The organism is Bradyrhizobium diversitatis, assembly GCF_016031635.1.
In the GTDB taxonomy this organism is placed as follows: Bacteria; Pseudomonadota; Alphaproteobacteria; order Rhizobiales; family Xanthobacteraceae; genus Bradyrhizobium; species Bradyrhizobium diversitatis.
Genome location: NZ_JACEGD010000013.1, coordinates 74,012 through 99,979, shown reverse-complemented (window position 1 = coordinate 99,979; position 25,968 = coordinate 74,012). Strand labels below are relative to the sequence as shown.

The window sequence follows — 25,968 nt, the reverse complement described above, 5'->3', positions numbered from 1 at the left end:
AGAAGGCGGAAACACGGGACGACGGACCGACTGGCCCTGCCACACCAAAATCACGAATGATTTGCTGAGACCGTCCGTTCAGCTCCCGGCCGGGGTCTGCGGATGGGCGCCTTATACGGATTTTGGCTGGCTTTGCAAGGTTGGAGGGGCATTCTCAAGCCGAGCCGGGGGCCGCCCCTCCGACGGCAGCCAGACCCCATCCTCCGATACCAAAATTCGGCTTGATCTACTTGTTTGTATGACATACAAATAAGTCAGCGGAGATGATCCCATGGCGGAAACGTCGACTGATGAGCCGCTCGAGGCGGCGGGCGACCCCAGGCACGCCGCGCGTGCGACGCGTTCGGCCGGCCGCAAAATGCGGTCGCTGCTCCTGGATGCCGCAAGCCCGCTGTTTCGGGAGCGGGGGCTGTCCGGCACGGCAATCACCGACATCGCGGGTGCCGCGGACGCGTTCCCGAGCCAGATCACCTATTACTTCCGCACCAAGGAGGCGCTGTTCGTCGAATGCGCCTGCCGCGATCTGCTGTATCTGGCGCGTGCGGCCGAGCAGGCGGCGCTGAGGGCGCGCACGCCGCGGGAATATATCCACGCGCTGGCCGCGACGGTGACGGCGAGCGATTCGGTCGCTTTTTTCGCGGAAGCGCTGACATTGACGCGTCGTCGCCAGGATCTCGCACCGCTGGTCGAGCGGACCATCGAGCGCCTGCACGGTGAAGGCGCGCGCGCCTATGCTGGCCAGGTGGCGCGGCACGGCTGGCGCTCCCTGCGTGCGCCCGACGAAACCTCGCGGCGGTTCTGGGCCGTCGCCATCGGCGTCATTCTCGAAGGCTATGCCATGGGCCGTTCGCCCGAGGAGCTCTGCGCCGAGATGCTGCGCGTGCTGGGCGAGCAGGCGAAATCCACTGAAGACACCGGGCGCCTGCGTCTCGTCGAGGAGGCCGGCGCATCCAGCAATTCGAATGAGGAGGGTTAGGCCATGACCGCGCTTCGCATGCGTGCCCGCGATTTCCTGACCGACGATCAACTCGCCGACGTGCGCCAGCGCGTGACATGGAAAGGCGTGGCGCTGATCGCGCACGCCTGGACATTGATCATCGGTGCCATCGCCTTGGTCGCGTGGTGGCCCAATCCGATCACCTACGTCCTGGCCGTCGCCATCATCGGCTCGCGCCAGCTCGGCCTTGCGATCCTGATGCATGACGGTGCGCATGGCTGCCTGTCCGCCGACGAGAAGACCAATCTGGCGCTAAGCCAGTGGTTCTGCGCCTATCCGCTGTTTGCGGAGACGCGCAGCTACCGGCGCTATCACCTTCAGCACCATGCGCGCACCCAGCAGGAGGACGACCCCGATCTCGTGCTGTCGGCGCCGTTTCCGATCACGAAGCTGAGCTACCGTCGCAAGTTCATCCGCGACATCACCGGGCAGACCGGCTATCAGCAGCGCAAGGCGCAGTTGCTCAACGCGCTCGGGCCAAAGGACTGGTCATGGCGGCGGCGTGCGGCGCATTTCTGGGAGATGCTCGGCCCGCAATGTGTGGTCAACGGGATCATGTTTGCCGCGCTCGCCGCGGCCGGCGTGTGGTGGGCCTATCCGCTGCTGTGGCTGGTGCCGCTATTGACCTGGATGATGGTCATCACCCGCATTCGCAACATTGCGGAGCACGCCGTCGTCCCCGATAGCAGCGATCCCCTGCGCAACACCCGCACCACGCATGCCAATTTTCTCGAGCGCCTGTTCATCGCGCCGTATTACGTGAACTATCACCTCGAGCATCATCTGTTGTTCTACGTGCCCTGCTACAATCTGCCGAAGGTGCATCGCCTCCTCAGTGCGAGCCGGCACGCCGGCCGCATGGAAGTGCAGCCGAATTACGCGGCGGTGCTGCGGCTGGCGACGGCCAGGCCGAACCGCGAGGATCGGCCGGGACAACTCGTCAACAGTGCGCGCCGCGCGCAGTCCGGGGCGGACGTCGATGCCAACCAGACCGCCGGCGGGTTTTGAGGAGGCGCATTCCCCGTTGAATGCTGGTCGAAGCCCCCATCTCGGCTTGACAGTGCAGCCCCGGACGGTGTCTACGGCCCCCTTTGGAGCATGATCCGGAACCATGGCCTAAGGCCGTGCGCAATCGGCTGCCGGTTCTCGATAGGACCATGCCCGACAAGCAGGGAGCGCCGATGACGGCTGCATTCACATTTCCTGGGCAGGGTTCCCAGGCGGTCGGCATGGGCAAGGCCCTGGCCGACGCCTTTCCGGTGGCGCGCGCCGTATTCGACGAGGTCGATGCCGCGCTTGGCGAGAAGCTGACGGCCACCATCTGGGAAGGTCCGGCCGAAACCCTCCAGCTCACCGAGAACGCCCAGCCGGCGCTGATGGCGGTGTCCGTCGCCACGCTGCGCGTCCTGGAGGCCGAGGCTGGTTTTTCCGTGGGACGAGATGCCGCCTTCGTCGCAGGTCATTCGCTTGGTGAATATTCAGCGCTGGCCGCGGCCGGCAGCCTGACGGTTTCGGATACCGCCCGTCTGCTTCGCACGCGCGGTCTCGCAATGCAAAAGGCCGTCCCGGTCGGCGCCGGCGCGATGGCCGCGCTGCTCGGTCTCGACTATGAAGCCGCCATGGAGGTCGCCGGCGAGGCGGCGCAGGGGCAGGTCTGCCAGGCCGCCAACGACAATGGCGGCGGGCAGGTGGTGGTCTCGGGCGACAAGGCCGCGGTCGACCGCGCCGTCGAGATCGCCAAGGCCAAGGGCGCCAAGCGCGCGATGCTGCTGCCGGTGTCCGCGCCGTTCCATTGCAAGCTGATGCAGCCGGCTGCGGACGCCATGGCGGCCGCGCTGGCCGAGGTCACGATCAAGGCGCCGGCCGCGCCGCTGGTGTCGAACGTGCTGGCGAGCGCCATCACCGATCCCGACGAGATCCGCCGCCGCCTGGTCGAGCAGGTCACCGGCACGGTGCGCTGGCGTGAGTCGGTCGCTTACATGGCCGGGCAGGGCGTCACCCGCTTCTTCGAGATCGGCGCCGGCAAGGTGCTGACAGGTCTCGTCAAGCGCATCGCGGACGGTGCCGTGGGCGTTGCGGTCGGCGGTCCGAACGATATTGCCGCCGCCAGGGATGCATTGGCCGCTGCGAAGCAGGCTTGAAGCGCGATGAATGGTCGCCGCGCTTGAGTTCTCGAGTTGACGCATGATCTTTCCGGAAAACCGCTGCGCATTTTTCCGGGTCGTGCTTTGGAGGAGTTATCGATGTTCGATCTGACTGGCCGAAAGGCGCTCGTCACCGGCGCGACCGGCGGCATCGGCGGCGCGATCGCGCAGGCGCTGCACGCGCAGGGCGCCACCGTTGCGATATCGGGGACGCGGAAGGAAGTGCTGGACGAGCTTGCGGGCAAGCTCGGCGAGCGCGCCCATGTGCTGCCCTGCAATCTTTCCAAGGCCGACGAGGTCGAGGCGCTGGTGCCGGCTGCGGAAGCTGCGATGGGCCAGGTCGACATTCTCGTCGCCAACGCTGGCATCACGCGCGACAACCTCTTCGTGCAACTCCGTGACGAGGATTGGGATGAGGTCATCAATGTCAATCTGACCGCGACCTTCCGCCTGGCGCGCGCCGCAACCAAGCTGATGATGCGCAAGCGCTTCGGCCGCATCATCGCCATCACCTCGGTGGTCGGTGTCACCGGCAATCCGGGGCAGGGCAACTATACTGCGTCGAAGGCAGGCCTGATCGGCATGATCAAGACGCTGGGTGCCGAATATGCCAAGCGTGGCGTCACCGCGAACTGCATCGCGCCCGGCTTCATCAAGACGCCGATGACGGATGCGCTCAACGACAAGCAGCGTGAAACGATTCTAACCAAGGTTCCGGCCGCCCGCCTGGGTACGCCCGAAGACATTGCGGCAGCCGCGGTCTACCTGAGTTCGAACGAAGCATCCTATGTCACCGGGCAGACCATCCACGTCAACGGCGGCATGGCCATGATCTGACGCCTCGTGCCGCACTGCCGTCAAGGCGGTGCCGGATGCGGCAAACGGCCGTTTCCGGAGCGAAATGAGGCTTGTAGTCAAGGCAATTGAAGTATGATAACCGGACCTTCAACGGATGGGCAAAGAACGCCATTGCAGGTTTTTGAAACCCTGTATATTGGCGATGCGGAGCCTTTGGCCGTCGTTCGCCGGGCCTGCATCGGTTAGGATGGGCCAAATCAAGTTCGTAAGCGAGGCAGTCAAACGACCACGACGGCTCGTATCGTCCCGGGGGGTCGGGTCTACAGGGAACAACACGAGGTTAAGCAATGAGTGACATTGGCGAGCGGGTTAAGAAGATCGTGGTCGAACACCTTGGTGTTGAGCCCGAGAAGGTTGTCGACAACGCGAGCTTCATCGACGACCTCGGCGCCGACAGTCTGGATACCGTCGAACTGGTGATGGCGTTCGAGGAGGAATTCGGTTGCGAGATTCCGGACGACGCTGCGGAAACGATTCTCACCGTCGGCGACGCGACGAAGTTTCTCGAGAAGAACGCGAAGAGCTAAGCTCTTCATTTTCGCGGGGACAACATTGAAACCGGACGGGCCGCTTCGCAGCGGTCAGCCGGTTTCTTGTTATTGGCCGTGAGTCTTTCGATGCGGAGTTTTCGGATATGAGGCGGGTTGTCGTCACGGGTCTCGGCATGGTCTCGCCACTCGCCTGTGGCGTCGAGCCGACCTGGAAGCGCATCCTCAACGGCGAAAGCGGTGCGCGCAGGATCGAGAGCTTCGATGTCTCCGATCTTCAGACCAAGATCGCCTGCACGGTCGTGCGCGGCGACGGAACCAACGGCAGCTTCAATCCCGACAAGTGGATGGAGCCGAAGGACCAGCGCAAGGTCGACGACTTCATCATCTTCGGCATGGCCGCGGCCGGCCAGGCGCTCGACGACGCCAACTGGCATCCCGAGACGGAAGAAGACAAGTGCGCGACCGGCACCATGATCGGGTCCGGCATCGGCGGCCTCAACGGCATCGCCGAAACCGCCATCCTCCTGAAGGAGCGCGGACCGCGCCGGGTGTCGCCGTTCTTCATTCCGGGCCGCCTGATCAATCTCGCCTCCGGCTACGTCTCGATCGCACACGGGCTGAAGGGGCCGAACCATGCCGTGGTCACGGCCTGCTCGACCGGCGCGCACGCGGTCGGCGATGCTGCCCGCCTGATCGCACTCGGCGATGCCGATGTGATGGTCGCAGGCGGCGCCGAGTCGCCGATCAGCCGCATCGGCATTGCCGGCTTCAACGCCGCGCGCGCGCTCTCCACCGGTTTCAACGACACGCCCGAGAAGGCCTCGCGTCCCTACGACAAGGACCGCGATGGTTTCGTGATGGGCGAGGGCGCCGGCGTCCTCGTGCTGGAGGAGCTCGATCACGCCAGGCGCCGCGGCGCCAGGATCTACGCCGAGGTGATCGGCTATGGCCTCTCTGGCGACGCCTATCACATCACCTCGCCGTCGCCCGACGGCGATGGCGGCTTCCGCAGCATGTTGGCGGCGCTGAAGCGCGCCGGCCTCACACCGTCCGATCTCGACTATATCAACGCGCACGGCACCTCGACGCCGCTCGGCGACGAGATCGAGCTCGGCGCGGTCGAGCGTCTGCTCGGCAATGCCGCCTCCAAGGTTGCGATGTCCTCGACCAAGTCGTCGACCGGCCATCTCCTCGGCGCGGCGGGTGCGATCGAAGCGATCTTCGCGATTCTCGCGATTCGCGATAACGTCGTGCCGCCAACGATCAACCTCGACAATCCCTCGGTCGAGACTGCGATTGATCTCGTGCCGCACAAGTCGAAGGAGCGCGAGGTCAACGTCACGTTATCGAACTCTTTTGGTTTTGGCGGTACCAATGCGTCGGTGATCTTCCGTCGCTTGGCCAGTTAGTTTGCGTTTGAGACGAAACCACCGTTTTGCCGCATTCGGCGATAGTCATGGACGTGGGCGCGTGCATTTTGGCAGGGCAAGCGATTGTCGGCCGCGATTGAACCGGCAGGATTCAGGTTGTCTCGATGAGTGAAAGGCCGCCCATTTCACCCCGGAGTCCGCGGGCAGCGCTCGAGCCCGAGCAGCTCCCGCCGCCGCCCAAGCGATCGGACCGCGCGCGCAATCCGCTCGTGATCGTCGGCAACGCCATCATCACCCTTCTGCTGATCTCCATGCTGGGCGCCGGCGGCGTCTATTATTACGGCCGGCAGCTGCTGGAAGCACCCGGGCCGCTTGCGGAGGACAAGATCGTCAACATCCCGCAGCGCGCGGGCAAGCGTGACATCGCCGAGACGCTGAACAGGGAAGGCGTGACCGACATCAATCCCTGGGTGTTCATCGCCAGCGTCGCCGCCTTGAAGGCGAGCTCGGACCTCAAGCCGGGTGAGTATTCGTTCCAGAAGAACGCGTCGCTACGCGACGTCATCGCCACCATCGTCGAGGGCAAGGTGGTGCAGCATGCCGTCACGATTCCGGAAGGTCTTACCTCCGAGCAGATCGTGGCGCGGCTGTCCGACAACGACATCTTCACCGGCAGCGTGCGCGAGCTGCCGCGCGAAGGCACGCTGTTGCCGGAGACCTACAAGTTCCCGCGCGGCACACCGCGCGAGCAGGTGGTCCAGCGCATGCAGCAGGCGCACAAGCGCGTGCTGGCCGAGATCTGGGAGCGCCGCAATTCCGACATTCCGGTCAAGACGCCGGAACAGCTGGTCACGCTGGCGTCCATCGTCGAAAAGGAAACCGGCAAGCCCGACGAGCGCAGCCGGGTCGCCGCGGTGTTCGTCAACCGATTGAAGCAGAGGATCAAGCTGCAGTCCGATCCGACGATCATCTACGGCCTCGTCGGCGGCAAGGGCACGTTGGGCCGGCCGATCAAGCGCAGCGAGATCACGCAGCCCTCGCCCTACAACACCTATGTGATCGAGGGCCTGCCGCCGGGCCCGATCTCCAATCCCGGCCGGGCCTCGCTCGAGGCCGCTGCCAATCCGGCCCGCACCCGCGACCTCTATTTCGTCGCGGACGGCACCGGCGGGCATGCCTTCACCGAGACCTACGACGCGCATCAGAAGAACGTCGCGAAGCTCCGCGCGATGGAAAAGCAGATCCAGAACGACATGGTCGAGCCGGCCGAGGAGGCGCAGCCACCGGCGGCCAGCGCGCCGGCGGCCGCCGATACGCCGACCGCGACCACGCCGGCGCGGCCGAGCCAGCAGAAGAAACCGCCGGCCACTCGTCCCGCCAATCCTGCGCCGGCCCGGCAGGGCGCGGTGCAGTCCTCTCCGCCGGTGGTCCAGCGCTAAAGCATGATCCGGAAAAGTGCGCAGCGGTTTTCCGAAAAGACCATGCTTAAACAACAACCTAAAGCGCGATGACGATTCATCCAATCGCATCGCGCTTTAGACTTGCGGGCCTTGCCTGCGGACATTGCGGATTCCACTTTCCGGCAAAATAGTCTTAAGATTCGCGTGGCTTGATAGCCTCGCGAATCCCGTGTTCCTGGAGAATCTGAACCGATGGCGCTGTCGTCCATGACCGGCTTTGCCCGAAGCCACGGCGCGAGCGGGCCGTATACGTTCGAATGGGAATTGAAGTCGGTCAACGCCAAGGGGTTTGACCTCAGGGTACGGCTGCCGCAGGGCTTCGAGGAGCTGGAGGCCCATGCCAAGAAGCACGCCGGCGAGCTGCTGTCGCGCGGAACGGTCTACGCCAATCTCAACGTCAAGCGCACCAATGCGGCCGCCACGGTCCGCATCAACGAGGACGTGCTCAATGCGGTCCTCAAGGCCGCCGCGCTGATCTCCGGCAAGGTCGACGCGGTGGCGCCGAGCATCGACGGCCTGCTCGCCATCAAGGGCGTGGTCGAGATCGCCGAGCCCGAAGGCGACGAGGAGGAGGACAAGGCCGCGCGTGCCGCCGCGGCCGAAGCCTTCGACAGGGCTCTCGCCGACCTCGTCGAGATGCGCAAGCGCGAGGGGATTTCGCTCGGGCAGATCCTGACCCAGCGTGTCGACGAGATCGAGCAGCTTGCGAGCAAGGCGGAAGCTGCGCCGGGCCGCAAGCCCGAGGCGATCAAGGCCAGGCTCGCCGAGCAGGTCGCAACCCTGCTCGACACCTCGGACCGGTTCGATTCCGACCGCCTGATGCAGGAGGCGATCCTGATCGCCACCAAGGCCGACATCCGCGAGGAGCTCGACCGCATCGCTTCCCACATCGCGCAGGCGCGCGAATTGATCGGCAAGGGCGGCCCGATCGGACGCAAGCTCGATTTCCTCGCGCAGGAGTTTCACCGCGAGGTCAACACCTGCTGCTCGAAGTCGAACGACATCGAGCTGACCAACACGGGGCTGGCCATGAAGAACGTGGTCGAGCAGTTCCGCGAGCAGGTCCAGAATCTGGAGTGATCGATGACGACGGGCGGTCACGGAACTGACGGTGTCGAGCGGCGCGGATTGATGTTCGTGCTGTCCTCGCCCTCCGGCGCGGGCAAGACGACACTGTCCCGGCTCCTGATCGAGCGGATGCCGGGCCTCAGGATGTCGGTCTCTGCCACCACGCGCGCCAAGCGCCCCGGCGAGGTCGACGGGCGCGACTATCTGTTCGTCGACAAGGCCAGGTTCGACGCCATGGTGAAGGGCGACGAGCTGCTGGAGTGGGCGACCGTGTTCGACAACAGCTACGGCACGCCGCGCGCGCCGGTCGAAGCGGCGCTGTCGGCCGGGCAGGACGTGCTGTTCGACATCGACTGGCAAGGTACGCAGCAGCTGCGCGAGAAGGCGCGCGCCGACGTCGTCAGCGTCTTCATCCTGCCGCCCTCGGCCAGCGATCTCGAGAAGCGCCTGCATTCGCGCGCACAGGATTCCGACGAGGTGATCCGCAAGCGCATGAGCCGTGCAAGTCACGAAATGAGCCACTGGGCCGAGTACGACTACATCGTGATCAACCACGACATCGACGAGGCCTTCGCCGAGGTGCAGTCGATCCTGAAGGCCGAACGTCTCAAGCGCGAGCGGCGGATCGGCCTCGTAGGCTTCGTGCGAAGTTTGCAAGGTCAGCTTCAAGGTTAGGCCGGGACAGGCGCGGTCCCTCCTTCGCCAGCTGTTCCAGCATCGTCGTGATGACGGCGACATCGACGGCATCGGCGTCACGGCCTGCCGGCGCGTCATCGTGGTCCTCGCCGATCTCGGCGGCGGGGAGCTGGGGAGCCGCGGCGACGGTCTCGATTTGCTTGCCGACCACCTTCATCTCGACCTTGTCGCTCTTGACCTCGACAGGGTCTGCGGCCATGGCGGCGGCCCGTTGCCTGCGCGCGTCGATCAGCTCGATCTCGCGGCCGATCGCGGCGAGTTTTGTCCCTCGTTGTTTCGGCTGCGGACGTACCGCATCGAAGTCGATGGGGTGCGGCGGCTGGGCGTCGGCCGGCGTTGAAGCGAGCCAGGGCGCACGGCTTCCGTCCTGGTCCTGCATCTCCGAATCGCGCCAATGTCCGTGACGGTCGGCGGACTGGAGGCGGACGCGCGGGCCGGCGAAGCGGTAGATGACGCTGCCGAGGATTCCGGCGAGCGCCAGCGCGCCGCCGATCACGAGCAGCAGCGTCTGGAGCGAGCCGGTCGGCTTGTCGGTCGTGCTGTCGGCCGCAGCGAGCGTCACCGGCGACGGGGATTTTGACGGCTTTGCGGCCGGCTGCGTGGGGGCTGCGACGACGGTTGGCGCCGGCGGAGCGGATGCTGTGGAGACATCGGGCCAGGGCGTAGCGGCGGCGGGTTGCTGCGCGTCCGCGGTCTGCTCTGCGACTTGTTGGACCGGTGTCGCGGCGGCGGCTTGCGCGGGGGCGTTCGGCGTCTTCGAGGCGGCGCTGATCCGCGGCGTCGGATATTCGGCGCGCGCGTCCTGCACAGCGTGTTGCTGCGGCGCCGGCGCATCTGCCGTCGGAGTATCGCTCGGAGCCTGCGCGGTCTGTGTTGTCTTTGCGCTGTCCTTGTCGCCGGCGGCACGCAGGTACCAGCATTGCCGCTTGGTGGTGCGTTCGAGGCGGTAGTACCAGTGCTGTCCCTGCGGCGCGGGGCCCTTTGGCGCTGCGAGGCAGTCGGAAGCTGTGCTGGCAGCGCTCGACGGAGCCGGCGCGTTCTGCGACACGGCAGCCAGCGGTGCACCGGCAATGATGCCGCCAATAAGCGCAGATACGAATTTTGCGGTTCGGTTGCCCATCCTGGTCTCCCGGTTACGCATGACGCAACTCTCAACCAGCCCTTTCTCGTCAAAGAGTTGGGTGGCAATGAGCCGCAAATCCGGAGAGGATGTGGCTTGAATCGGGCCTGTGGCGCGATCGTTCCGCGGTGAGGTCAGGCTTTTTCGGCCTTACTGCTTGGCTGAAGTCCAGGTTCCGCCGCAGCCGTCGGAGCGACGCCACGTCCCGGACCCGCTGCGGCCGGAAAGGCGGCCGGAGCCCGTGAAGGTCACGCCATCGCCTTGACCGACTGTCCTGACGGCGCCGGCGGGGCTGACGGTACCGCTGACCCCCTGGCCGATGACCTTGCCCGAGGAGACGACGACCGCACCGGACGTGGAGCCACCGCAGCCGACGCTGGTCACCACCCAGGCGCCGTCAAAGCCGCCACCGCCGCCTCCGCCACCGCCTCGCCGGGACGACGAGCGCGGCTCTTCGGCCGGCTTGCTCCGGCGTGCGGACGGAGCCGGTTCGGCCGAGCGCTCCGAACGCGAGCCTGACAGCGACTTCTCGTCATTGCCGATCGAGCCGCCGGCGCTGCCGGATTGCGCGTAGGCGGCCGACCAGGCAATGGCGAGGTTGAGGAGAAAGGCGAGGGCAGTCGTACGGATGACGACATTGGGCATGAGCGAAAAAATCCAAACAAGAAAAATGTATCAGCGGCCGGAGCCGTCGGCGCAGACGGCTCCGATAATGCGGCAAGCTTTGCCAGCCTTGCCGCATTCGTCAAGCGCGGCGTCCCGCGCGCGCTGCACGCTGTCGCGCTGGACCAGCGACCACGACTTGTCGGAGATGGCGAAGGCGCCGCAGCTTCGGCCGTAGAACGAGAGCTCGATCGGGCATTTGGCGCCGGCGCAATTGCCACGCGCATCCGCGACCGAGGCACGCCGCGAGGCGTGATTCCACGACATGCCCCATTTGCTGCCATCGGGCCCGTAGACGATCGAGCCCCAGGGCTTCAGATCCTCCATCTTGCGCATTCGCAGCAGCAGGCCTTCGGTTGCTTCACCGGTCGCGGCCATCGAAATCCGCTGCTGGAGTTTCGTGATCGCGCGCGTCAGGCCGTCGGGCGTGTCAGGATCGAAATTGAGCTCGTAGAGCCGCTCGCTCAGTTCACTGAGCAGCGCGGCATCGCGCAAGGGCACGCGGTCGGGGTCGGCGCGCAGGCGCTCCGCGGGCAGGGGATCGGGCTGCATCGCCGCGACCTGCGGCGGTGCGGTTTGCGTCGGCGGCACGAAATAGAACGTGCCGTCGATCGGCGAGGACGAGACCCAGGGCTGCTGCGCGCCCGCGGTGGCGCGTTTCACGGCAAGACCGACCTGGTTGAAGGTCTGAAACACGTCGAGGCCGGCGACCCGGATCGTGGTCGCCAGCGCCTTGGTATAGGGACTGTGGCCGTCGCTGCCGTCCTGGGCAACGTTGCCGGGCTGGGTCGCGTAGGAGATCAGCGTGCCCTCGGGCGCGCGCATCTGGGCCAGGCCGCCGTCCGAGGCGCGCAGGCCGCGTGAGCCAAAGGGGTTGTTGCGACACGCATCGAGGATCACGAGGTTAAGCCGCGTGCCGGAGCCCTGCATCTGGCGCAGCACGAGGTTGACATCGGTCATCTGGAAATCGACGTCGGCCTCGCGGGTCGGATTGGCGCCGACGGGCACGAGGTAGTTGGAGCCTGCCACCTGCACGCCGTGGCCGGCATAATAGAACAGCGCGACGTCGGCGCCCTGGACCTGCCGGCCAAAGCTCTGCACCGCGAGGTCCATCGCGCCCTTGTCGAGATCGAGCTGCGCGCGTCCGCCGACCAGCGTGAAGCCGAGCGCGCCGAGCGTCTGCGCCATCAGGCTCGCGTCCCTCGACGGGTTGTCGAGCGGCGTGATGTTCTTGTAGGCGGAGTTGCCGACCACGAGCGCGATGCGCTTCTCGGCCGAGGCTCGAAGCGTCGTGGCAGCGAGCATGACGGCGACCAGCGCGGCCAACCCCAGGACGCGATTGAAAATCCTCGCGCGCATCAAAATGCCTCAAAATAACGACGCCATCCTACCAGCCCGGCGCGCGGACGAAAAGCGGCGCGACATGCCGTGCGATGGCCCGATGGAGGCCAAAGGGCACATGGACACTGGCCTGCGACGACACCCGGACGCGGGGGACGCGTTCGCCTCGGCCGCCGCCTGTGACCGAAGCAGACGTTTCCTTCAGAGGGCAATCGTGCTTTCTGAAAAGATCCGGTGTCGCCGACGCCTATGATCAGGCGGTGCTTGCGTTCATGGCGAAGCATTCGCGACTGCTCGTAGCCACCTGTGTTTCACGTCGTCGGGATCGTGCTTCAATGCGGTCCGCAGCTCAGCCGGAATGTGGCGAGGTGATCGAATGAAACGCCGCGAATTCATCACGCTTCTCGGAAGCACTGCTGCAGCATGGCCACTAACCTCGCGCGCGCAGCGACGCAAACCGAACGCGCGGGTCGGCGTGCTCTGGCATGCCGCCGACGCCAAGCAGGAAGAGGAATATCTGGTCGTCCTGATCAAGGCATTTCAGGAGCTTGGCTATTTCGACGGCAAGAATATTGAACTGGAGCACCGCTTTCCTGCCGAGCAACCTGAACGATTTCGCGCAATGGCGCAGGAACTTGCGGAAGGCAAAGTCGATGTGATCGTCGCTGTGACGGGACTTGGCGCCAGGGAGGCCAAACGAGCGACCAGCACGATCCCCATCGTGCTTGTCGGGGACCCGGATCCGGTCGGTCGGGGGCTCGCCGAGAGTCTCGCGCGTCCTGGTGGCAACGTGACCGGACTTTCACTGATGACCGTTGATCTCTCCGGCAAGCGGCTCGCGCTGTTCAAGGAAATCGTTCCGAAATTGACCCGCCTGGCGCTCGTGCTCGATCCGCGCGAGCCGTCTTCCAAGCCCACCGCCATCGCCAACGAAACAGCGGGGAGAGCTGCGGGATGCCTGATCAAAGTATTCGAAGTGACGACGGCGGACGAAATTGACCCGGCCTTTTCTGCCATTGCACGCGAAGGCTTTGATGGCGCATTTGCTGTCGGGCCGCCGATGTACAATGAACGGGTGCAGGTGGGCGCCTCAGCCATGGCGCACAAGGTGCCGACAATTGCGTCAAACGCTGAACAGGTCCCTTACGGCCTGCTGCTCTCCTATGGACCGGATTTTCCCGATCATTTCCGGCGGGCGGTCGGCTATGTCGACAGGATCCTGAAGGGCGCAAAGCCCGGCGATCTGCCCATAGAGCAGCCCACGCGTCTCAAGCTGGTCATCAATCTGAAGACCGCGAAAGCACTCGGTCTCACCGTTTCGCATTCGCTGCTGGCCACGGCCGACCAAGTCATCGAGTGACGCCTCGGGAGTCCGGTTCCGGCCGACAGCGAACTGGCGAATCCCTCCCACGAATTCCGCTCATTGAGGCACGGCGGACTACATTTGCTCAGATTGAGTTCTTCGCATCTTGACCCGTTGCGGACCTCCGAGGGGTGGACCAAGGCCCGGCGCTTGGACGCCCCACTGCACACTCGGCACGCGCATCACGGATGGAAAGAGCAAGAGGCTATCGCCTTTGCGCAGTCGTTCGACGGAAGCATCGAAGTGATTTTCGACGTAGTGGATTACTTCGTTTTTTCCACCCGTGCGGGTTGTCGCGCAACGCGAGTTGCCGAAGAGCATTCCGTAACTCCATCACCGCAGTTTATGGTCCGTCGCGGACATTTTCTCAACGTTCGGCCGAGCCAGACAGGGCCGGCCGGCCGCGTGCATCCACGGGCGTGCGTCGTTCAGGGGCGAACGCGAATGATCGTATTTCCCTTGCGTCGCGTAGTCGGATTCAAGGCGGCAGCGGCGCCGTCGAGAGTCGAGACATTCCCGATGTTCGTCCGCAGTCGTCCATCCCGCACCCGCTGGACGATCTCACTCAGTTGGGCCCGGTCGGCCTCGACGACAAAGTCGACCGCCACACCGTCGGTGGGCCGTGCCTCGGCCGGCCCCACGATCGACACCAGCGTTCCTCCAGATCGAAGCAGGCCGACGGATCGCTTCTGGATGTCACCTCCGAGAACATCGAACACCAGATCGACCTTGCCGACGTCGTTCAGGGCGTCGTTGTCGAGGTCGACGAACTCCTTAGCGCCGAAGTCGAGCACCGTCTGACGGTCGGCGGCGCGTCCGGTGCCGATGACGTGGGCGCCGGCCTCTCGTGCGAGTTGCGTCACCATCGAACCGACTGCGCCGGCCGCGCCGTGTGCGAGGACGCTCTGCCCCGCCTTGAGACGGCCGTGCTGGAACAGCCCTTGCCATGCGGTCAGGCCCGAGACTGGCAGGCTCGCGCCCACCGTGAAATCGACGTCACCCGGTAGCGGCGCGAGGTTGCGTGCCTCGACCGCCACGTACTCGGCCAGCGTGCCGTCGCGGTACCAGTCTGTGAGGCCGAATACCCGCTGCCCCACCGATAATCCTGTAGTGCCATATCCGAGCGCGCTAACCACTCCAGCCAGATCGTGTCCTGGGATCGACGGTGTTCGGTCACGCTGGAGACGATCGGTCCAGGTCGAGGGCCACGTGAGCTCGGTCGGAACAAATCCCGACGCATGAACCTGAACAACGACCTCGTTTATCGATGCCATCGGATCGCGCCGGTTCACCAGCTTCAACCCGGCCGTTCCCGCGGCCTGTTCCGTTACGACGATCGCCTTCATGGGAATTATCTCCTCGGTCCTTGTCTCTTGGTGCAACTGTTGCAGCGAGCGGGAACGCGCCGGCTATCCACACGCCGCGGCGGCGTGGCAGTGTTGTCCGGGTGTCTGCGGTCTATTCGTCTGCATTGACCGGGGCTCCCAACTAAGACTGACTATCGGGATCGCTCCGGTCGTGGTTATAGCGAATAGATGCGTTGCGCCTCGTCACGAAAACAGTACCAAGATTGTGAATTTTGGCTGTACCAAGCGCGAGGGCTGCCCTCCGCGTCCGCTCTTGCCGGCTGCTCCCAATGGGCGTGACGCATCTTATGACGTCGCTCTCGTACAAGCGAAACTGGCTCGCCCAGGAGCTCAGCCCCGTGGGAGGGGAATGAGTCCTTGCTCCCGATCAAGCCCGTTCCACCTCGAAACTTCTCGCCTCCGCCGTCGTTGAATCGCGGCTGAGGAGCAGGCATGCCGGTCAAGGACCAGATCAAGAATTTTGCCAGGAAGCTCGTGGAGGAGCATCCCGACGCGGCGACGCTGCGGGCGCTGGTGCGGGCGCGGAAACCGACTGCCATCCATTTTCGCGACGATGGCATCGTGCCGAACAATCCGAAACTGCCGGCGCTGCTTTATCGCGGGGCGGTGAAGCTGAAGGGCCGGCGTTTTCCGCCCGAGGTCATCATCGACACGCTGTTCGCCACGAACGGCTGGGCCCGGTCGTGGCGCGACACCGTGTACGATTTCGTCCACTACCATTCGCAGATCCATGAAGTGATGGGCGTGGCGCGCGGCACGGCCAGGATCGAGTGCGGCGGCATCAAGGGTCGCATCCTCAATGTGAAAGCCGGTGACGTTTTGGTCCTGCCCGCGGGCACGGGCCACCGGCTGATCGAGTCCGGCCGGGACTTTCTGGTCGTCGGAGCCTACCCGCAGGACGGCACGTACGACGAGTGCACCGACACGCGGGAGCGGACTGACGCGATCAAGCGCATCGCCAAGGTCCGCAAGCCGAAGACGGATCCTGTGCTGGGGACCGGCGGTCCGCTGCTCAGACATTGGCGGCCGCATTCCTCGCGATCCTAGAGGGCGACCGGGCCAGCGCATCTTCGGCTTCCGCGGGAACGCCGGCGGCCTACGCGAGTTGCCGCACATGTCTCTCCCGAAGTCAAAGGGCTGGCTCACCGAGATCGGCGTCGCCACCTCGCGCCCGGCCGCGTTCGCCGTCTACGTGGTCTATGGCATCGCCTGGATCACGCTGGGCAACGGACTCGAATGGCACTCGTTCGCGACGCTGGCGACATGGGGCATGACGCTGGTGATCCAGCGCGCCGAGCACCGCGACACCCAGGCGATTCACGCCAAGCTCGACGAGCTGCTCAAGGTGGCCGGCCGCGACCACGTCATGAAGGTCGACGACGAAGACGCCGAGGAGGTCGAATCCGAGCGGGAGGAGATTCGACGTACGAGCTAGCGCCTCGTGCGGCACTGCGCTCAGCACAGATAATCAGGCCTGAAATCCGCAAGCTTACGCAGTTCGTCGGGCTGCAGCAGTTCGATCTCGCTGCCCTCCCATGCAATCAGCCCGCGATGCCTCAGCTCCTGGATGGTACGATTGACGTGGACGCTCGAGAGCCCGCAGGCGTCCGCAACGTGCCGCTGGGTCATCGGAATCTGGAAACTGCCCTCCCTGACAAGGCCGACGACCTCCAGCCTTGCGGCAAGTTCGCAGATGAGATGCGCGACCTTGGGCAGCGCTGCCTGCGCGCCGAGGCGCGCGATCCATTGTCGCGAGATCGCCGCGTCGATCAGCGTCTCGCGCCAGAAGGCGCGGGTCAGGTGGATCGAGCCGTCGAGAAGCTGGCGCAGCTGGCTGTGCGCGACGGTGCCGACGATGGTCGAGCCGAGCCCGACGAGGTCCGCATCCAGCGGCGAGACCAGCAGCGTGTGCAGGCACGGCATGTCGCCGGGAACGTGGAAGGCGAGGATCTGGCTGCGATCGCCGACGATGCGGGCCTGGTAGAGGAAGCCGCTGACGACGAAGACGCAGCGTGAAGCGGTCTCACCCTGGCGCAGCACGATCTCGCCGTCCGCGACCTGGCGCAGCGTAGACGGCAAGCCTGCGATCTGCCGGCGTTCGTCCTCGGACAGGCCTTCGATCGCCTGGAGACGCGCGATGAACTTCGGATGCGGCATGAGCCTCGCGTGCTGCTTCAGACGTCTCGCGGCACCGACGCCGCGACGAAGCGCTCCGAGAGTTTTGCGAGGGTCCCGTCGGAGACCGGCGCGGAGCGGAACTCGCGGATGGCGCGGGCGAGTTCCTGATCGGACATTGGCCGGACCGGCTCTTTCAGCGTGCCAGCGACGATAGCACCGCAGATGCTGTCGAGGTGCTCGCTCGCATCTGATGTGAATAGCCTGCAGATGCGCTCCAGGATGGTCGTAGGGCTCATGAAGGGACGGCTCGTTCGCGGTCGAGGGGGACGGGTTGGATGCGACTTGGTACGGTGGCAAACCGGTCAGCAACCTGTGCTCTCGACACGCGTTCTAATCCGCTGAATGCAAGCCGGACGTATCATTTGATAGAACCGGCGCGATTTTTGGCGGCCCCATGGAAAAAGCCCACGACGTATTGATCCGGAACCTTTCCGAGCATACCGCTCTGGCAGAGGAGGACATCGCGGAAATCCGGGCGCTCACCTTCACGCTGCGCGATCTGGAGCCCAACGAGGATTTCATCCGTCAGGGCGACGAACCCGAACATTCGGTGCTGGTCGTCTCCGGCATGGTCGCGCGCTACCACCTGCTCGGGAGCGGGCGGCGGCAGTACCTGGCGTTCCATCTCACCGGCGACCTTCCGGATGCGCAGGGGCTGTTCATCGACCAGATGGACCACGGATTGAGCGCGCTGGGGCCGGCCTCAGTCGCCTTCATCCCGCATCGCGAATTGTTCATCGCCTTCCGGCAGCGGCCAACCTTTGCGCTGTCCGTGTGGCGCGAGACTTTGCTCGACGCGGCGATCTTTCGCGAGGCCATCACCAACAACAGCGCCCGGCCGATGCAGGCGCGCATGGCGCACCTGTTCTGCGAGCTGTTCTACCGCGCCCGCGCGGCGGATCTGGTCCGCGGCAATCGCTGCCGCGTGCCGATCAGCCTGGCCCAGCTCGGCGAGACGCTGGGCATGGCGATCGCGACGGTGAACCGTACGCTCGCCGACCTCAGGCGAAGCGGCGTCATGGATCTGCGCGAGGGGGAGCTGATCGTGCTGAAATGGCGCGAGTTGCAGCGGCTCGGAGATTTCAGTCCGGTCTATCTGCACCTGAAGCGGCAGTCGCCGCCGCTTGCGTGAGATGGAGGCATCAGCCCTCGGCGGCTGCCGCTGCGCCCCGCACCTCGTCGAAATACTTGTTCACCCAGTTGTTGCAACAGCAGGCTCTTGCTTCGAGTGCCGATGCGTCGAGGATCAGGATGGCGCCGCGGCGGGTCGCGAGGATGCGCCTCGCCTTGAACATCTGGATGACACGGCTGGCATAGCTGCGGGAGACGCCGAGCATGCCGGCGAGCTGCTCGTGGGTGAGAGGGATCTCGGCTCCGCCGATATGTTCCTGCGCGGACATGATCCACTTGGCGGCGCGCTGCTCGATCGAATGCGCAGCGTTGCAGGCCGCGGTCTGCAGCAGCTGCGCGAACTGGCAGTCGGCATAGCGCAAGAAGACCTCCTGGAGCGTTGCCGACCTCTGCTGCGCCTGCTCGAGCGCGCGCAGCGGCAGCCGGACCAGGGTGCCGCCGAGCTTCACGACGATGCGCGAATAGGCGAGCGAAGGCGTGCGGCCGGGGGAAATGCCCACCGCGCCCTCATGTCCCACCAGCAGGCTTTCGACCTCGCGATCGTCCTCGACCGGCACCGCAAAGGACACGAGCGCGGGACCGCAGGGGAAATGAACCGCTGCGACGTCGTCGCCGGCGTGATGCAGGATGTGGCTCGCCTCGAGTTCGACCGGCTGGAGGTACGGCGCGAGCAGTTCGAAGTCCTGGTGATTGAGCTGCCGGAGCAGATCGTTCTGGGGCCGACCGGTCACAATGTGTTCTCTTGGCGGGCCGGGAATCGGCGCCAGCGGGAAACCTACGTTTCCGCGGCGGAACCGACGGTTCCAAAGTGCACACAACGGACGTTCGGACGTGGAAAATTAGAGCACAGCGTCGCGGACTTCAGCGCAGGGCTATCGCTCATGAGATGTGGCTATGGGCACCGGCTGTCTCCACAGCGTCATGGCCGGGCATAACGACCTCTGCAATATTCAAATGCGATTGCCCTGGACTTCAGCGGGCTGGACGGCAGCGAGGATCGTCAGCCGCGGCGCGGTACGCGTCGATCGCCCTGTTGGCGAGCATCAATTGCCGGCGTTCACCGGTCCTGAGCTGCGCCTCGATCGCGTCGAGCAGGAAGTTCGCGCTCTCGTCCGGCGGACCGAGCTCGCCGCTCTTTTCCAGGCAGCTCCAGGCGATGAAGAATGCGCTTTCAACGGTGCAACGGATCGACATGCGCTGCCAACGCAGCGCAGCCGCAGGCGTTCCGTGCGGCGGGCCAGACTTGCGTCGTGCCCGCCGCGCTTCCGTCAGTTCTTCAGCACGATGCGGCCGACGACCTTGCCGGCACGCAATTCGTCGATCCATTTCTGGACGTCGCCCATCGGCTCCTCGCGCATTGGCGTCGGCTTGATCTTGCCCGCGCGCGCCAGAGCCATCAGCTCGTGGGCTTCGGCGAGCGTGCCCACCATGAAGCCCTCGATGGTCATGCGCTTGTAGACCCATTGCACCATGGGCAGCGTGAACTGGCCGCCCATCAGGCCGGAGACCACGATCTTGCCGCCGTGCGCGGCGACCGCAACCGCGAACGCCATCGACTTCTCGTTGCCGGCGAAATCGACGATCTCGTCGAAGCCGCCCTCGGTCTCCTTGAGGATGCGCTTGATGACGTCAGGCTCGGCCGGGTCATAGGCAAAGGCCGCGCCGTTCTTCAGCGCGGTCTCGCGCGCGGCCGGCGAGAGGTCGGCGACCGTGATCGGCTGCTTGAACATCGCCTGCGCGAACGACAGGCCCATCATGCCGACGCCGCCGAGGCCGATCAGCAGCAGGTTGCGCTGGCGCGGACGGTCGACCAGGCGCTTGAGCGCGCCGTAAGCGGTGACGCCGGAGCACATCAAGGTCGCGGCTTGGTTGACGGGAAGGGGATCGTAGTCGAGCAGGTATTTCGCGTCGGGCACCAGCACGTGGGTGGCAAAGCCGCCGTCGATGGAGACGCCGAGGAAGCGCTGCTTGACGCAGAGGTTCTCGTCGCCGTTCAGGCAATCGCGGCACTGGCCGCAGCCGATCCAGGGGAAGACGGCTTTCCTGGCACCGACGAGGCTGGCCGCGACATCCGGGCCGACTTCGTCGACGACGCCGGCGATCTCGTGGCCGAGCGTGAAAGGCAGCGTCATGCCGCGCGTGGTGTCGAGCTTCTTGCCGCCGCCGAGATCGGCATAGCCGTCCTGGATGTGCAGGTCGGAATGGCAGAGGCCGCAGCGCTCGATGCGCACCAGCACCTCGCGGCCCTGCGGCTTGGGCGTGTCCACGATGGTCTCGCACAGCGGCGCATCGAACTTGACCAGGGATTGTCGACGCATCAACGCCATATTCCTTCCTCCGAAATTCTGATTGTCAGGTTTCGCTGCGTATATCGGCCAATTCGCGCGCCATGGCAACAAAGCCTGGAATCGGGATGGTCTCGGCGCGCCGCGTCGCGTCGACGCCGGCCGCCTGCGCAAGCCGCGCGGGATCAACACCTAGTGATTTCAGGCTCTGCCGCAGCATCTTGCGGCGCTGCCCGAAGGCTGCGGCAGCGACCTGCTCGAGCAGTTTTCGGTCACATGGAAGCGGTTCTGCGCGCGGTATCAGGCGCACGACGGAGGAGGTGACCTTCGGCGGCGGCACGAAGGCGGACGGCGCAATGTCGAACAGGATCTTGGTCTCGCAGCGCCAGTTGGCGAGCACGCCGAGCCGGCCATAGGCCTCCTCGTCCTCGCGCGCCACGATGCGCTCGCCGACCTCGCGCTGGAACATCAGGACCATCATCTCGTACCAGGGCGGCCAGGGCTCGATGGTGAGCCAGTTGATGAGAAGCTGGGTCGCGATGTTGTAGGGCAGGTTGGCGACGATTTTGGCGCGTTCGCCTGAGAGCAGCGGGCGCGGATCGAACGTCATGGCGTCGCCATGCACGATCTCGAGCCGGCCGGGATAGCGCGCCGAAATATCCTGCAAGGCGGGGATCGCGCGCTCGTCATGCTCGATGGCGATGACGCGCCGGGCGCCGAGCGCGAGCAGCGCCCGCGTCAGCCCGCCCGGGCCGGGGCCGATCTCGACGATGGTAGCCTCGTCCAGCGGCGCAGCCGCGCGCGCTATGCGCGCGGTCAGGTTGAGGTCGAGCAGGAAGTTCTGGCCGAGCGATTTCCTGGCCGACAGCGCGTGCCGGCGAATGACCTCGCGCAGCGGCGGGAGGTCGTCGATCGCGCCCATCAGCTTTGGGAGGCGGCCATGCGGCGCGCAAGCCTGAGCGCCGCGATCAGGCTCGCCGGATTGGCCTTGGCCGTGCCGGCGATGTCGAAGGCGGTGCCGTGATCGGGCGAGGTGCGGATGAAGGGCAGGCCGAGGGTGACGTTGACGGCATCGTCGAAGGCGACCGTCTTGATCGGGATCAACGCCTGGTCGTGATACATGCAGACCGCACAATCATAGGTCTGTCGCGCAGCCTCGTGGAACATGGTGTCGGCGGGCAGCGGGCCCCTGGCTTCGATGCCCTCGTTGCGCAGCACCTTGAGCGCCGGGGCGATGACGGTCTGCTCCTCATGGCCGAGCGATCCGTCTTCGCCGGCATGCGGATTGAGGCCGGAGACCGCGATGCGCGGCCTTGCGATGCCGAAGCGGGATTTCAGTTCGGTGGCGACGATGCGGACGGTCGAGACGATCAGGGCGCTGGTGAGCTCTCCCAGCGCGTCGCGCATCGAGACGTGGATGGTCACGGGCACAACGGCGAGCTGTGGCGACCACAGCATCATCACCGGCTGCGGCACGCGGCCGTTCTCCGCGGCAAGCTCGGCGAGGAATTCGGTGTGGCCGGGATGACGGAATCCGGCGCGGTAGAGCACGCTCTTGGCGATCGGGTTGGTGACGACGGCGCCGGCGCGACCCGCGCACACATCGACGACTGCCTGCCGGATCGAGGCGAGCGCGGCCGGCGCGCTGGATGCGTCGGGCTTGCCCGGCTCGGCGGTCGCGCGCTCGCCGGTCGCGACCACAGGCAGGGCATCAGTAAAGGCGGAAGCGGCCTCACTGGGGCTCAACGCGGCGATCCTGATATCGGCGCCGAGCGCCTTGGCGCGCTGCGCGATCAGCGCCTCGTCGCCGAGCAAGTAGAAGGCGGGCAGGTTCAGCTCACGGCGCCTGAGCCAGGCCGCGATCGTGATGTCCGGGCCGATGCCGGCGGGCTCTCCCAGGGTCAGGGCAAGGGGCTTGGCTGCGGACTCGGCTGCGGATTTGGCGGAAGGCTCTAGGAGGGACTTGGCCATCAGCGGTTGCGATATTCGATCATCGCGGCCTTGCGGAGGTCATCGAGATAGGCCTTCTGGGTCTTCTCGTACTTCTCCTGGTACATCTTCTCGCGGACCTCGCGCTTCTTCGGCGTGTCGATCATGGTCGGCTTGCGCGAGCACAGCACCACCATCTCGATGCCTGCCTTGGTCACCTCGGGCGCGGTCAGATGGCCGATCGGGGTGTCGTCGAGCACCTTGCGCAGCGGTTCGGGCAGCTCCGCGGTGGTCTTGGTGACGGTGTCGCGGATGGTGGCGTTCGGCGTCGAGCGGAACAGCGAATTGGCTTCCTCGCAGCTCCCGACGCGCGTGCGATAGGTCTCGGCTTCCTTCTTCCGCGTTTCCAGGAACGCAGCGGACGAGCCGCGGGGCACGATCAGCACGATCGGCTGCATCTTGTATTCGGTGCCCTCGACCTGAAGCTTCTCGCCGGTCTGGGCCTGCACGGCCTGCGCGACGTCGCGCTCGCCGACCTGGAGGCGCTCCTTGTAGCGGCCGCGCACCAGGCTGGTCCAGACCATCTCGGCCTTCATGCGGCCCTTCAGCGTCTCGGGTCGGACGCCCTTGGATTCGAGGGACTTGGTGAGCTGATCCGGCGTGATGCGCATGCGCTGCGCCATGCCTTCATAGGATTGGTTGATGTCGGAGACACCGGGGTCGACACCGTACTTCTTGCCCTCCTTGAGCTTCACCTTGTCGTCGATCAGCTCGTTGATGACCTCCTGCCGGCTTGGGGTCTTCTGCGTCGTCAGCTGGTCCAGCTTGGAGCGCTGCTCGATGTCGAAATCGGTGATCGGATCGCCGTTGACCATGACGACGATGTTCTGCGCGTGCGACGGCGAGGGCAGGCCGGTCAGCATCAGCCCCGCACCGAGGGCGAGAAGGAAGCGGAAGACAGTCGATGGGATCGTCATGATGTCGCTCGCAGGTCAACCGCGTCGTGATGAGGCATACGCGGCCGGCACTTCAAACCGTTCACTGGAGGCCGGTGGGACCGCTGGTCGTCGACGAGTTCGCCAGCGTGCGCAGGCCGATTTGGAACATGAACGCGTGGCTCAGCACGGGCGGTGCGGTGCCCGCCGAATAGCTATACGAAGTTACATAGTTCGCTGCCAGCACGAAGCAATCGTCGACATAGCCGGCCCCGACCACATACTGGTTGATCTTGTTGGCCTCGAGGTCCCAGCGCGCCGAGCCCGACACCACCCAGTTGGTCGCGATCTTCAGCGAGCCTGTGGTCAGGATGCCCTCGCGGCGGGTCAGATAGCCGAGCTCCGGCTGGGCCGCGTAGTTTCCGTACAGCATGCTGACCGACCAGCGATTGAAGTTGGCGCGGCCTTCCGCCTCGAAGCGCTGCACGTTCCAGGTCTGCTCGTCCATGCGGGAGCGGACGCTGAACGTGTAGGTGCTGTTGGGCGAATAGCTGGCGCCTGCGACGTAATCGGACCGCGGCTTGTCGAGGCCGGAATCGAGGCCGGTATTGATGGTGTCCTGGACCGCGAAGGAGTTCAGGCCGAACAGCTGGTAGGACTGGCCGAACAGCGCCTTGACGGCGCCGCCCTGGTCGAACTGCGTGGTGGACTGCACGCCGACATTGGCGCGGCCGCCGCCCTCGACGCGGTCGTAGCCGGAGAACTTGTCCACGCTGAACAGGTTCGAGGCGTCGAACACCATGCTCTGGGCGTCCTCGTTCGGCAGCTTGCCGGCATAGGTCTCGTTCGGGCGGATGATGATCTGCGCGATCGGCTCGATGGTGGTCGAGCCCCAGGGCTGGATGTTGATGAACGGATAGCGGTACTCCAGGCCTACGGTCGGCATCAGGCGGAACGCCTGGGTGTCGCCGACGGGCAGGTAGTTCGACACGCCGGGCTGGTTGGAGACCGAGGAGTTGATCGCGTCGGCGCGCAGGCTGGCGAACGGCGTCCAGATCTGGCCGAGCGGATCGGTGAAGGATTTGCGCCACTGCGCCTCCGCCGTGAGGCGGGTGTAGGTGCCGGGGAAGCCGCGCAGCAGGCACTGCGAGGGCGTACGGGCCAGCGGATCGGCCGACGCCGTGGTGCACAGGCTGCTGGTGTTGGCGACCGTCGTGATCGGATCGAACACCGCATCGTCACGCGACAGGTTCACGAAATTGGTCTTGTAGCTGAACTCGCCGCCGAACACCGGATAGTTGAGCACGTTGGAGTAGTCGATCACCGGATAGACGATCGGCACCTGGCTCTGGTTGCCCGAATAGCTCAGCCAGTACATCGTGCGCGCATCGAAGTAGCTGCGGTTGCCGACGCCGGTCAAATAGAGCTGCGACAGCGCTTCCGTCGGCAGCAGCAGGAACGAGCTGAGCGGGTCGCGGTACTGATAGAGCCGGTAGTCCGAGAAGAAATAATAGTCGGACATCAGGACGCCGTCCCAGCCCCAGACCCATTTGTCGTTCAATGCGAACTGACCCTTGGTGTCGATGGCGCCGCGGAGGTCGCGGTCGCCGGGCTGCCCGGCAAACGCTCCGGGATCGAGCTGGTTGATGCCGTACGCGCGGATCTGGTAGGCGCCGTCGATCAGGCGCTGTCGGAATTCGCCCTGCAGCAGCACGCCTTGCCGCGACAGGATGCGCGGGGTGAAGGTTGCGTCCATGTCGGGCGCGATCGCCCAATAATAGGGAACCTCGACGCCATAGCCCGTGTTGTCCGTGCCGGAAATATAACCCGGTATCAGGAAGCCGCTCTTCCGCTTCACGGTCGGGTCGGGCGTCGAGAAATAGGGCATGTAGGCGAGCGGCACGCCGAAGAATTCGAGCTGTGCGGTCTCGAAATACAGCATCTTCTCCTGCTGGTCGTGGATGATGCGCGCACCCTTGACCTGCCACAATGGCGGCTTCTTCGGATCGTCCTTGCACGGCGCGCAGGCCGTGTAGACGCCGTTCTCGAACACCGTGTAGTTGCCGCTGGAGCGGTCGGCGCGGCTCGCGGCCATGCGGGTCTGGTCGGCCGTGTCCACGCGCAGCGAATCGACGAAACCGTCGCGGTAATCGTCGGAGAGATCCAGGATCTCGGCATAGGTGATCTTGCCGTCGGCATCCGTCATGCGGATGTTGCCTTCGGCATGAAGCCGCTTGGTCTTCTGGTCGTAGATGACCCTGTCGGCCTCGACGCTGGTGCCGTTGTAGAACAGCTGGACGTTACCGACCGCGGAGACGCGCGAATTGTTGTAGTCGTAGTCGACCTCGGTCGCCTGAACCAGCATCTGGTTGTCGTTGGCGACCCTCGGCGGCTTCGGACGCGGCGGCAGCGGATTGTAGGTGAAGCTCTGGGCGTTGGCCGGCGCCACGGTGGCAGCGCCGATCAGCCCGCCGAGCGAGGCGGCAGCGGCGACAGCGAGCAGGAGCCTGCGAATGGACCAGCCGCACCCGTCCGCACGCACCAACATGCGCCGCGTCAAACGAGACACGAG

Annotated in this window: 26 protein-coding genes; 13 read left to right on the top strand and 13 right to left on the bottom strand. The window is 65.3% G+C overall.

Features of this window, described 5'->3' with window-relative positions:
* Positions 1–271: 271 nt before the first annotated feature.
* From H1B27_RS16000 to gmk, 9 genes are all read left to right on the top strand, one after another.
* Positions 272–976 carry a TetR/AcrR family transcriptional regulator C-terminal domain-containing protein gene (locus tag H1B27_RS16000; RefSeq protein ID WP_197966701.1) on the top strand — a complete coding sequence of 235 codons (705 nt, stop codon included), beginning with the start codon at positions 272–274 and terminating at the stop codon, positions 974–976.
* A gap of 3 nt (positions 977–979) precedes the next feature.
* Positions 980–2,005 carry a fatty acid desaturase family protein gene (locus H1B27_RS15995; protein ID WP_197966700.1) on the top strand — a complete coding sequence of 342 codons (1,026 nt, stop codon included), beginning with the start codon at positions 980–982 and terminating at the stop codon, positions 2,003–2,005.
* A gap of 173 nt (positions 2,006–2,178) precedes the next feature.
* Positions 2,179–3,138: an ACP S-malonyltransferase gene (fabD, locus tag H1B27_RS15990; protein WP_131871544.1), complete on the top strand. Its 960-nt coding sequence runs from the start codon at positions 2,179–2,181 to the stop codon at positions 3,136–3,138.
* A 102-nt stretch (positions 3,139–3,240) separates the two neighbouring features.
* Complete coding sequence (gene fabG, locus H1B27_RS15985) at positions 3,241–3,978, top strand: 3-oxoacyl-[acyl-carrier-protein] reductase (RefSeq protein ID WP_027574176.1); 738 nt, start codon at positions 3,241–3,243, stop codon at positions 3,976–3,978.
* Between the two features lie 308 nt (positions 3,979–4,286).
* Complete coding sequence (locus H1B27_RS15980; RefSeq protein ID WP_008551805.1) at positions 4,287–4,526, top strand: acyl carrier protein; 240 nt, start codon at positions 4,287–4,289, stop codon at positions 4,524–4,526.
* Between the two features lie 107 nt (positions 4,527–4,633).
* Positions 4,634–5,899, top strand: a complete 1,266-nt coding sequence (gene fabF / locus H1B27_RS15975) for a beta-ketoacyl-ACP synthase II (protein ID WP_197966699.1) — start codon at positions 4,634–4,636, stop codon at positions 5,897–5,899.
* 125 nt (positions 5,900–6,024) lie between these two features.
* A complete protein-coding gene (mltG, locus tag H1B27_RS15970; protein ID WP_197966698.1) occupies positions 6,025–7,299 on the top strand; it encodes an endolytic transglycosylase MltG in 1,275 nt (424 codons plus the stop codon).
* Positions 7,300–7,512: 213 nt separating this feature from the next.
* Positions 7,513–8,400: a YicC/YloC family endoribonuclease gene (locus tag H1B27_RS15965; RefSeq protein ID WP_197966697.1), complete on the top strand. Its 888-nt coding sequence runs from the start codon at positions 7,513–7,515 to the stop codon at positions 8,398–8,400.
* A 3-nt stretch (positions 8,401–8,403) separates the two neighbouring features.
* Positions 8,404–9,063, top strand: a complete 660-nt coding sequence (gene gmk, locus H1B27_RS15960) for a guanylate kinase (protein WP_061876679.1) — start codon at positions 8,404–8,406, stop codon at positions 9,061–9,063.
* Here the strand turns inward: gmk and H1B27_RS15955 are convergent.
* The 3 genes from H1B27_RS15955 to H1B27_RS15945 all read right to left on the bottom strand — a co-directional run bounded on the left by H1B27_RS15955 (position 8,996) and on the right by H1B27_RS15945 (position 12,226).
* Entirely contained in the window at positions 8,996–10,204 is a 1,209-nt protein-coding gene (locus H1B27_RS15955; RefSeq protein ID WP_197966696.1) for a hypothetical protein, read from the bottom strand. The two genes, gmk and H1B27_RS15955, sit on opposite strands and share 68 nt — an antisense overlap.
* Before the next feature lie 150 nt (positions 10,205–10,354).
* On the bottom strand, positions 10,355–10,849 hold the full coding sequence (locus H1B27_RS15950) for a hypothetical protein (protein ID WP_197966695.1): 495 nt from the start codon (positions 10,847–10,849) through the stop codon (positions 10,355–10,357).
* A 30-nt stretch (positions 10,850–10,879) separates the two neighbouring features.
* Positions 10,880–12,226, bottom strand: coding sequence for a caspase family protein (locus H1B27_RS15945; protein WP_197966694.1), 1,347 nt, complete (start codon positions 12,224–12,226; stop codon positions 10,880–10,882).
* A gap of 358 nt (positions 12,227–12,584) precedes the next feature.
* On the opposite strand from H1B27_RS15945, the gene H1B27_RS15940 reads away from it, so the two are divergent.
* Positions 12,585–13,568, top strand: a complete 984-nt coding sequence (locus H1B27_RS15940; protein ID WP_197966693.1) for an ABC transporter substrate-binding protein — start codon at positions 12,585–12,587, stop codon at positions 13,566–13,568.
* Positions 13,569–13,999: 431 nt separating this feature from the next.
* Here H1B27_RS15940 and H1B27_RS15935 read toward each other — a convergent pair whose 3' ends face one another.
* The gene (locus tag H1B27_RS15935; RefSeq protein WP_197966692.1) at positions 14,000–14,917 is read right to left on the bottom strand and encodes an NADP-dependent oxidoreductase; all 918 of its coding nucleotides are present in this window, start codon (positions 14,915–14,917) and stop codon (positions 14,000–14,002) included.
* Positions 14,918–15,370: 453 nt separating this feature from the next.
* On the opposite strand from H1B27_RS15935, the gene H1B27_RS15930 reads away from it, so the two are divergent.
* Together H1B27_RS15930 and H1B27_RS15925 are read left to right on the top strand one after the other, a co-directional pair.
* Positions 15,371–15,985: a cupin gene (locus H1B27_RS15930; RefSeq protein ID WP_197966691.1), complete on the top strand. Its 615-nt coding sequence runs from the start codon at positions 15,371–15,373 to the stop codon at positions 15,983–15,985.
* A gap of 67 nt (positions 15,986–16,052) precedes the next feature.
* On the top strand, positions 16,053–16,373 hold the full coding sequence (locus H1B27_RS15925; protein WP_197966690.1) for a low affinity iron permease family protein: 321 nt from the start codon (positions 16,053–16,055) through the stop codon (positions 16,371–16,373).
* Positions 16,374–16,393: 20 nt separating this feature from the next.
* Here H1B27_RS15925 and H1B27_RS15920 read toward each other — a convergent pair whose 3' ends face one another.
* Both H1B27_RS15920 and H1B27_RS15915 read right to left on the bottom strand, forming a co-directional pair.
* Positions 16,394–17,095 (bottom strand): Crp/Fnr family transcriptional regulator, encoded by a 702-nt coding sequence (locus H1B27_RS15920; RefSeq protein ID WP_061876671.1) that lies wholly within the window; start codon positions 17,093–17,095, stop codon positions 16,394–16,396.
* Positions 17,096–17,112: 17 nt separating this feature from the next.
* The gene (locus H1B27_RS15915; protein WP_061876670.1) at positions 17,113–17,352 is read right to left on the bottom strand and encodes a hypothetical protein; all 240 of its coding nucleotides are present in this window, start codon (positions 17,350–17,352) and stop codon (positions 17,113–17,115) included.
* A gap of 158 nt (positions 17,353–17,510) precedes the next feature.
* Between H1B27_RS15915 and H1B27_RS15910 the strand changes: the two genes are divergently transcribed.
* Positions 17,511–18,248, top strand: a complete 738-nt coding sequence (locus tag H1B27_RS15910; RefSeq protein ID WP_061876669.1) for a Crp/Fnr family transcriptional regulator — start codon at positions 17,511–17,513, stop codon at positions 18,246–18,248.
* A gap of 10 nt (positions 18,249–18,258) precedes the next feature.
* Here H1B27_RS15910 and H1B27_RS15905 read toward each other — a convergent pair whose 3' ends face one another.
* From H1B27_RS15905 to H1B27_RS15875, 7 genes are all read right to left on the bottom strand, one after another.
* On the bottom strand, positions 18,259–18,978 hold the full coding sequence (locus H1B27_RS15905) for a Crp/Fnr family transcriptional regulator (protein ID WP_197966689.1): 720 nt from the start codon (positions 18,976–18,978) through the stop codon (positions 18,259–18,261).
* 241 nt (positions 18,979–19,219) lie between these two features.
* On the bottom strand, positions 19,220–19,441 hold the full coding sequence (locus H1B27_RS15900; protein ID WP_061876467.1) for a hypothetical protein: 222 nt from the start codon (positions 19,439–19,441) through the stop codon (positions 19,220–19,222).
* Positions 19,442–19,515: 74 nt separating this feature from the next.
* On the bottom strand, positions 19,516–20,574 hold the full coding sequence (locus H1B27_RS15895) for an alcohol dehydrogenase (RefSeq protein WP_197966688.1): 1,059 nt from the start codon (positions 20,572–20,574) through the stop codon (positions 19,516–19,518).
* 25 nt (positions 20,575–20,599) lie between these two features.
* Positions 20,600–21,454 carry a 16S rRNA (adenine(1518)-N(6)/adenine(1519)-N(6))-dimethyltransferase RsmA gene (gene rsmA, locus H1B27_RS15890; protein ID WP_061876469.1) on the bottom strand — a complete coding sequence of 285 codons (855 nt, stop codon included), beginning with the start codon at positions 21,452–21,454 and terminating at the stop codon, positions 20,600–20,602.
* Complete coding sequence (gene pdxA / locus H1B27_RS15885) at positions 21,454–22,503, bottom strand: 4-hydroxythreonine-4-phosphate dehydrogenase PdxA (RefSeq protein ID WP_197966687.1); 1,050 nt, start codon at positions 22,501–22,503, stop codon at positions 21,454–21,456. The genes rsmA and pdxA overlap by 1 nt, the downstream gene beginning before the upstream one ends.
* Positions 22,503–23,438: a SurA N-terminal domain-containing protein gene (locus H1B27_RS15880; protein ID WP_197966686.1), complete on the bottom strand. Its 936-nt coding sequence runs from the start codon at positions 23,436–23,438 to the stop codon at positions 22,503–22,505. Before H1B27_RS15880 ends, pdxA begins: the two co-directional genes overlap by 1 nt.
* 61 nt (positions 23,439–23,499) lie before the next feature.
* Positions 23,500–25,944, bottom strand: coding sequence for an LPS-assembly protein LptD (locus H1B27_RS15875; RefSeq protein ID WP_210343364.1), 2,445 nt, complete (start codon positions 25,942–25,944; stop codon positions 23,500–23,502).
* Positions 25,945–25,968: the final 24 nt, after the last annotated feature.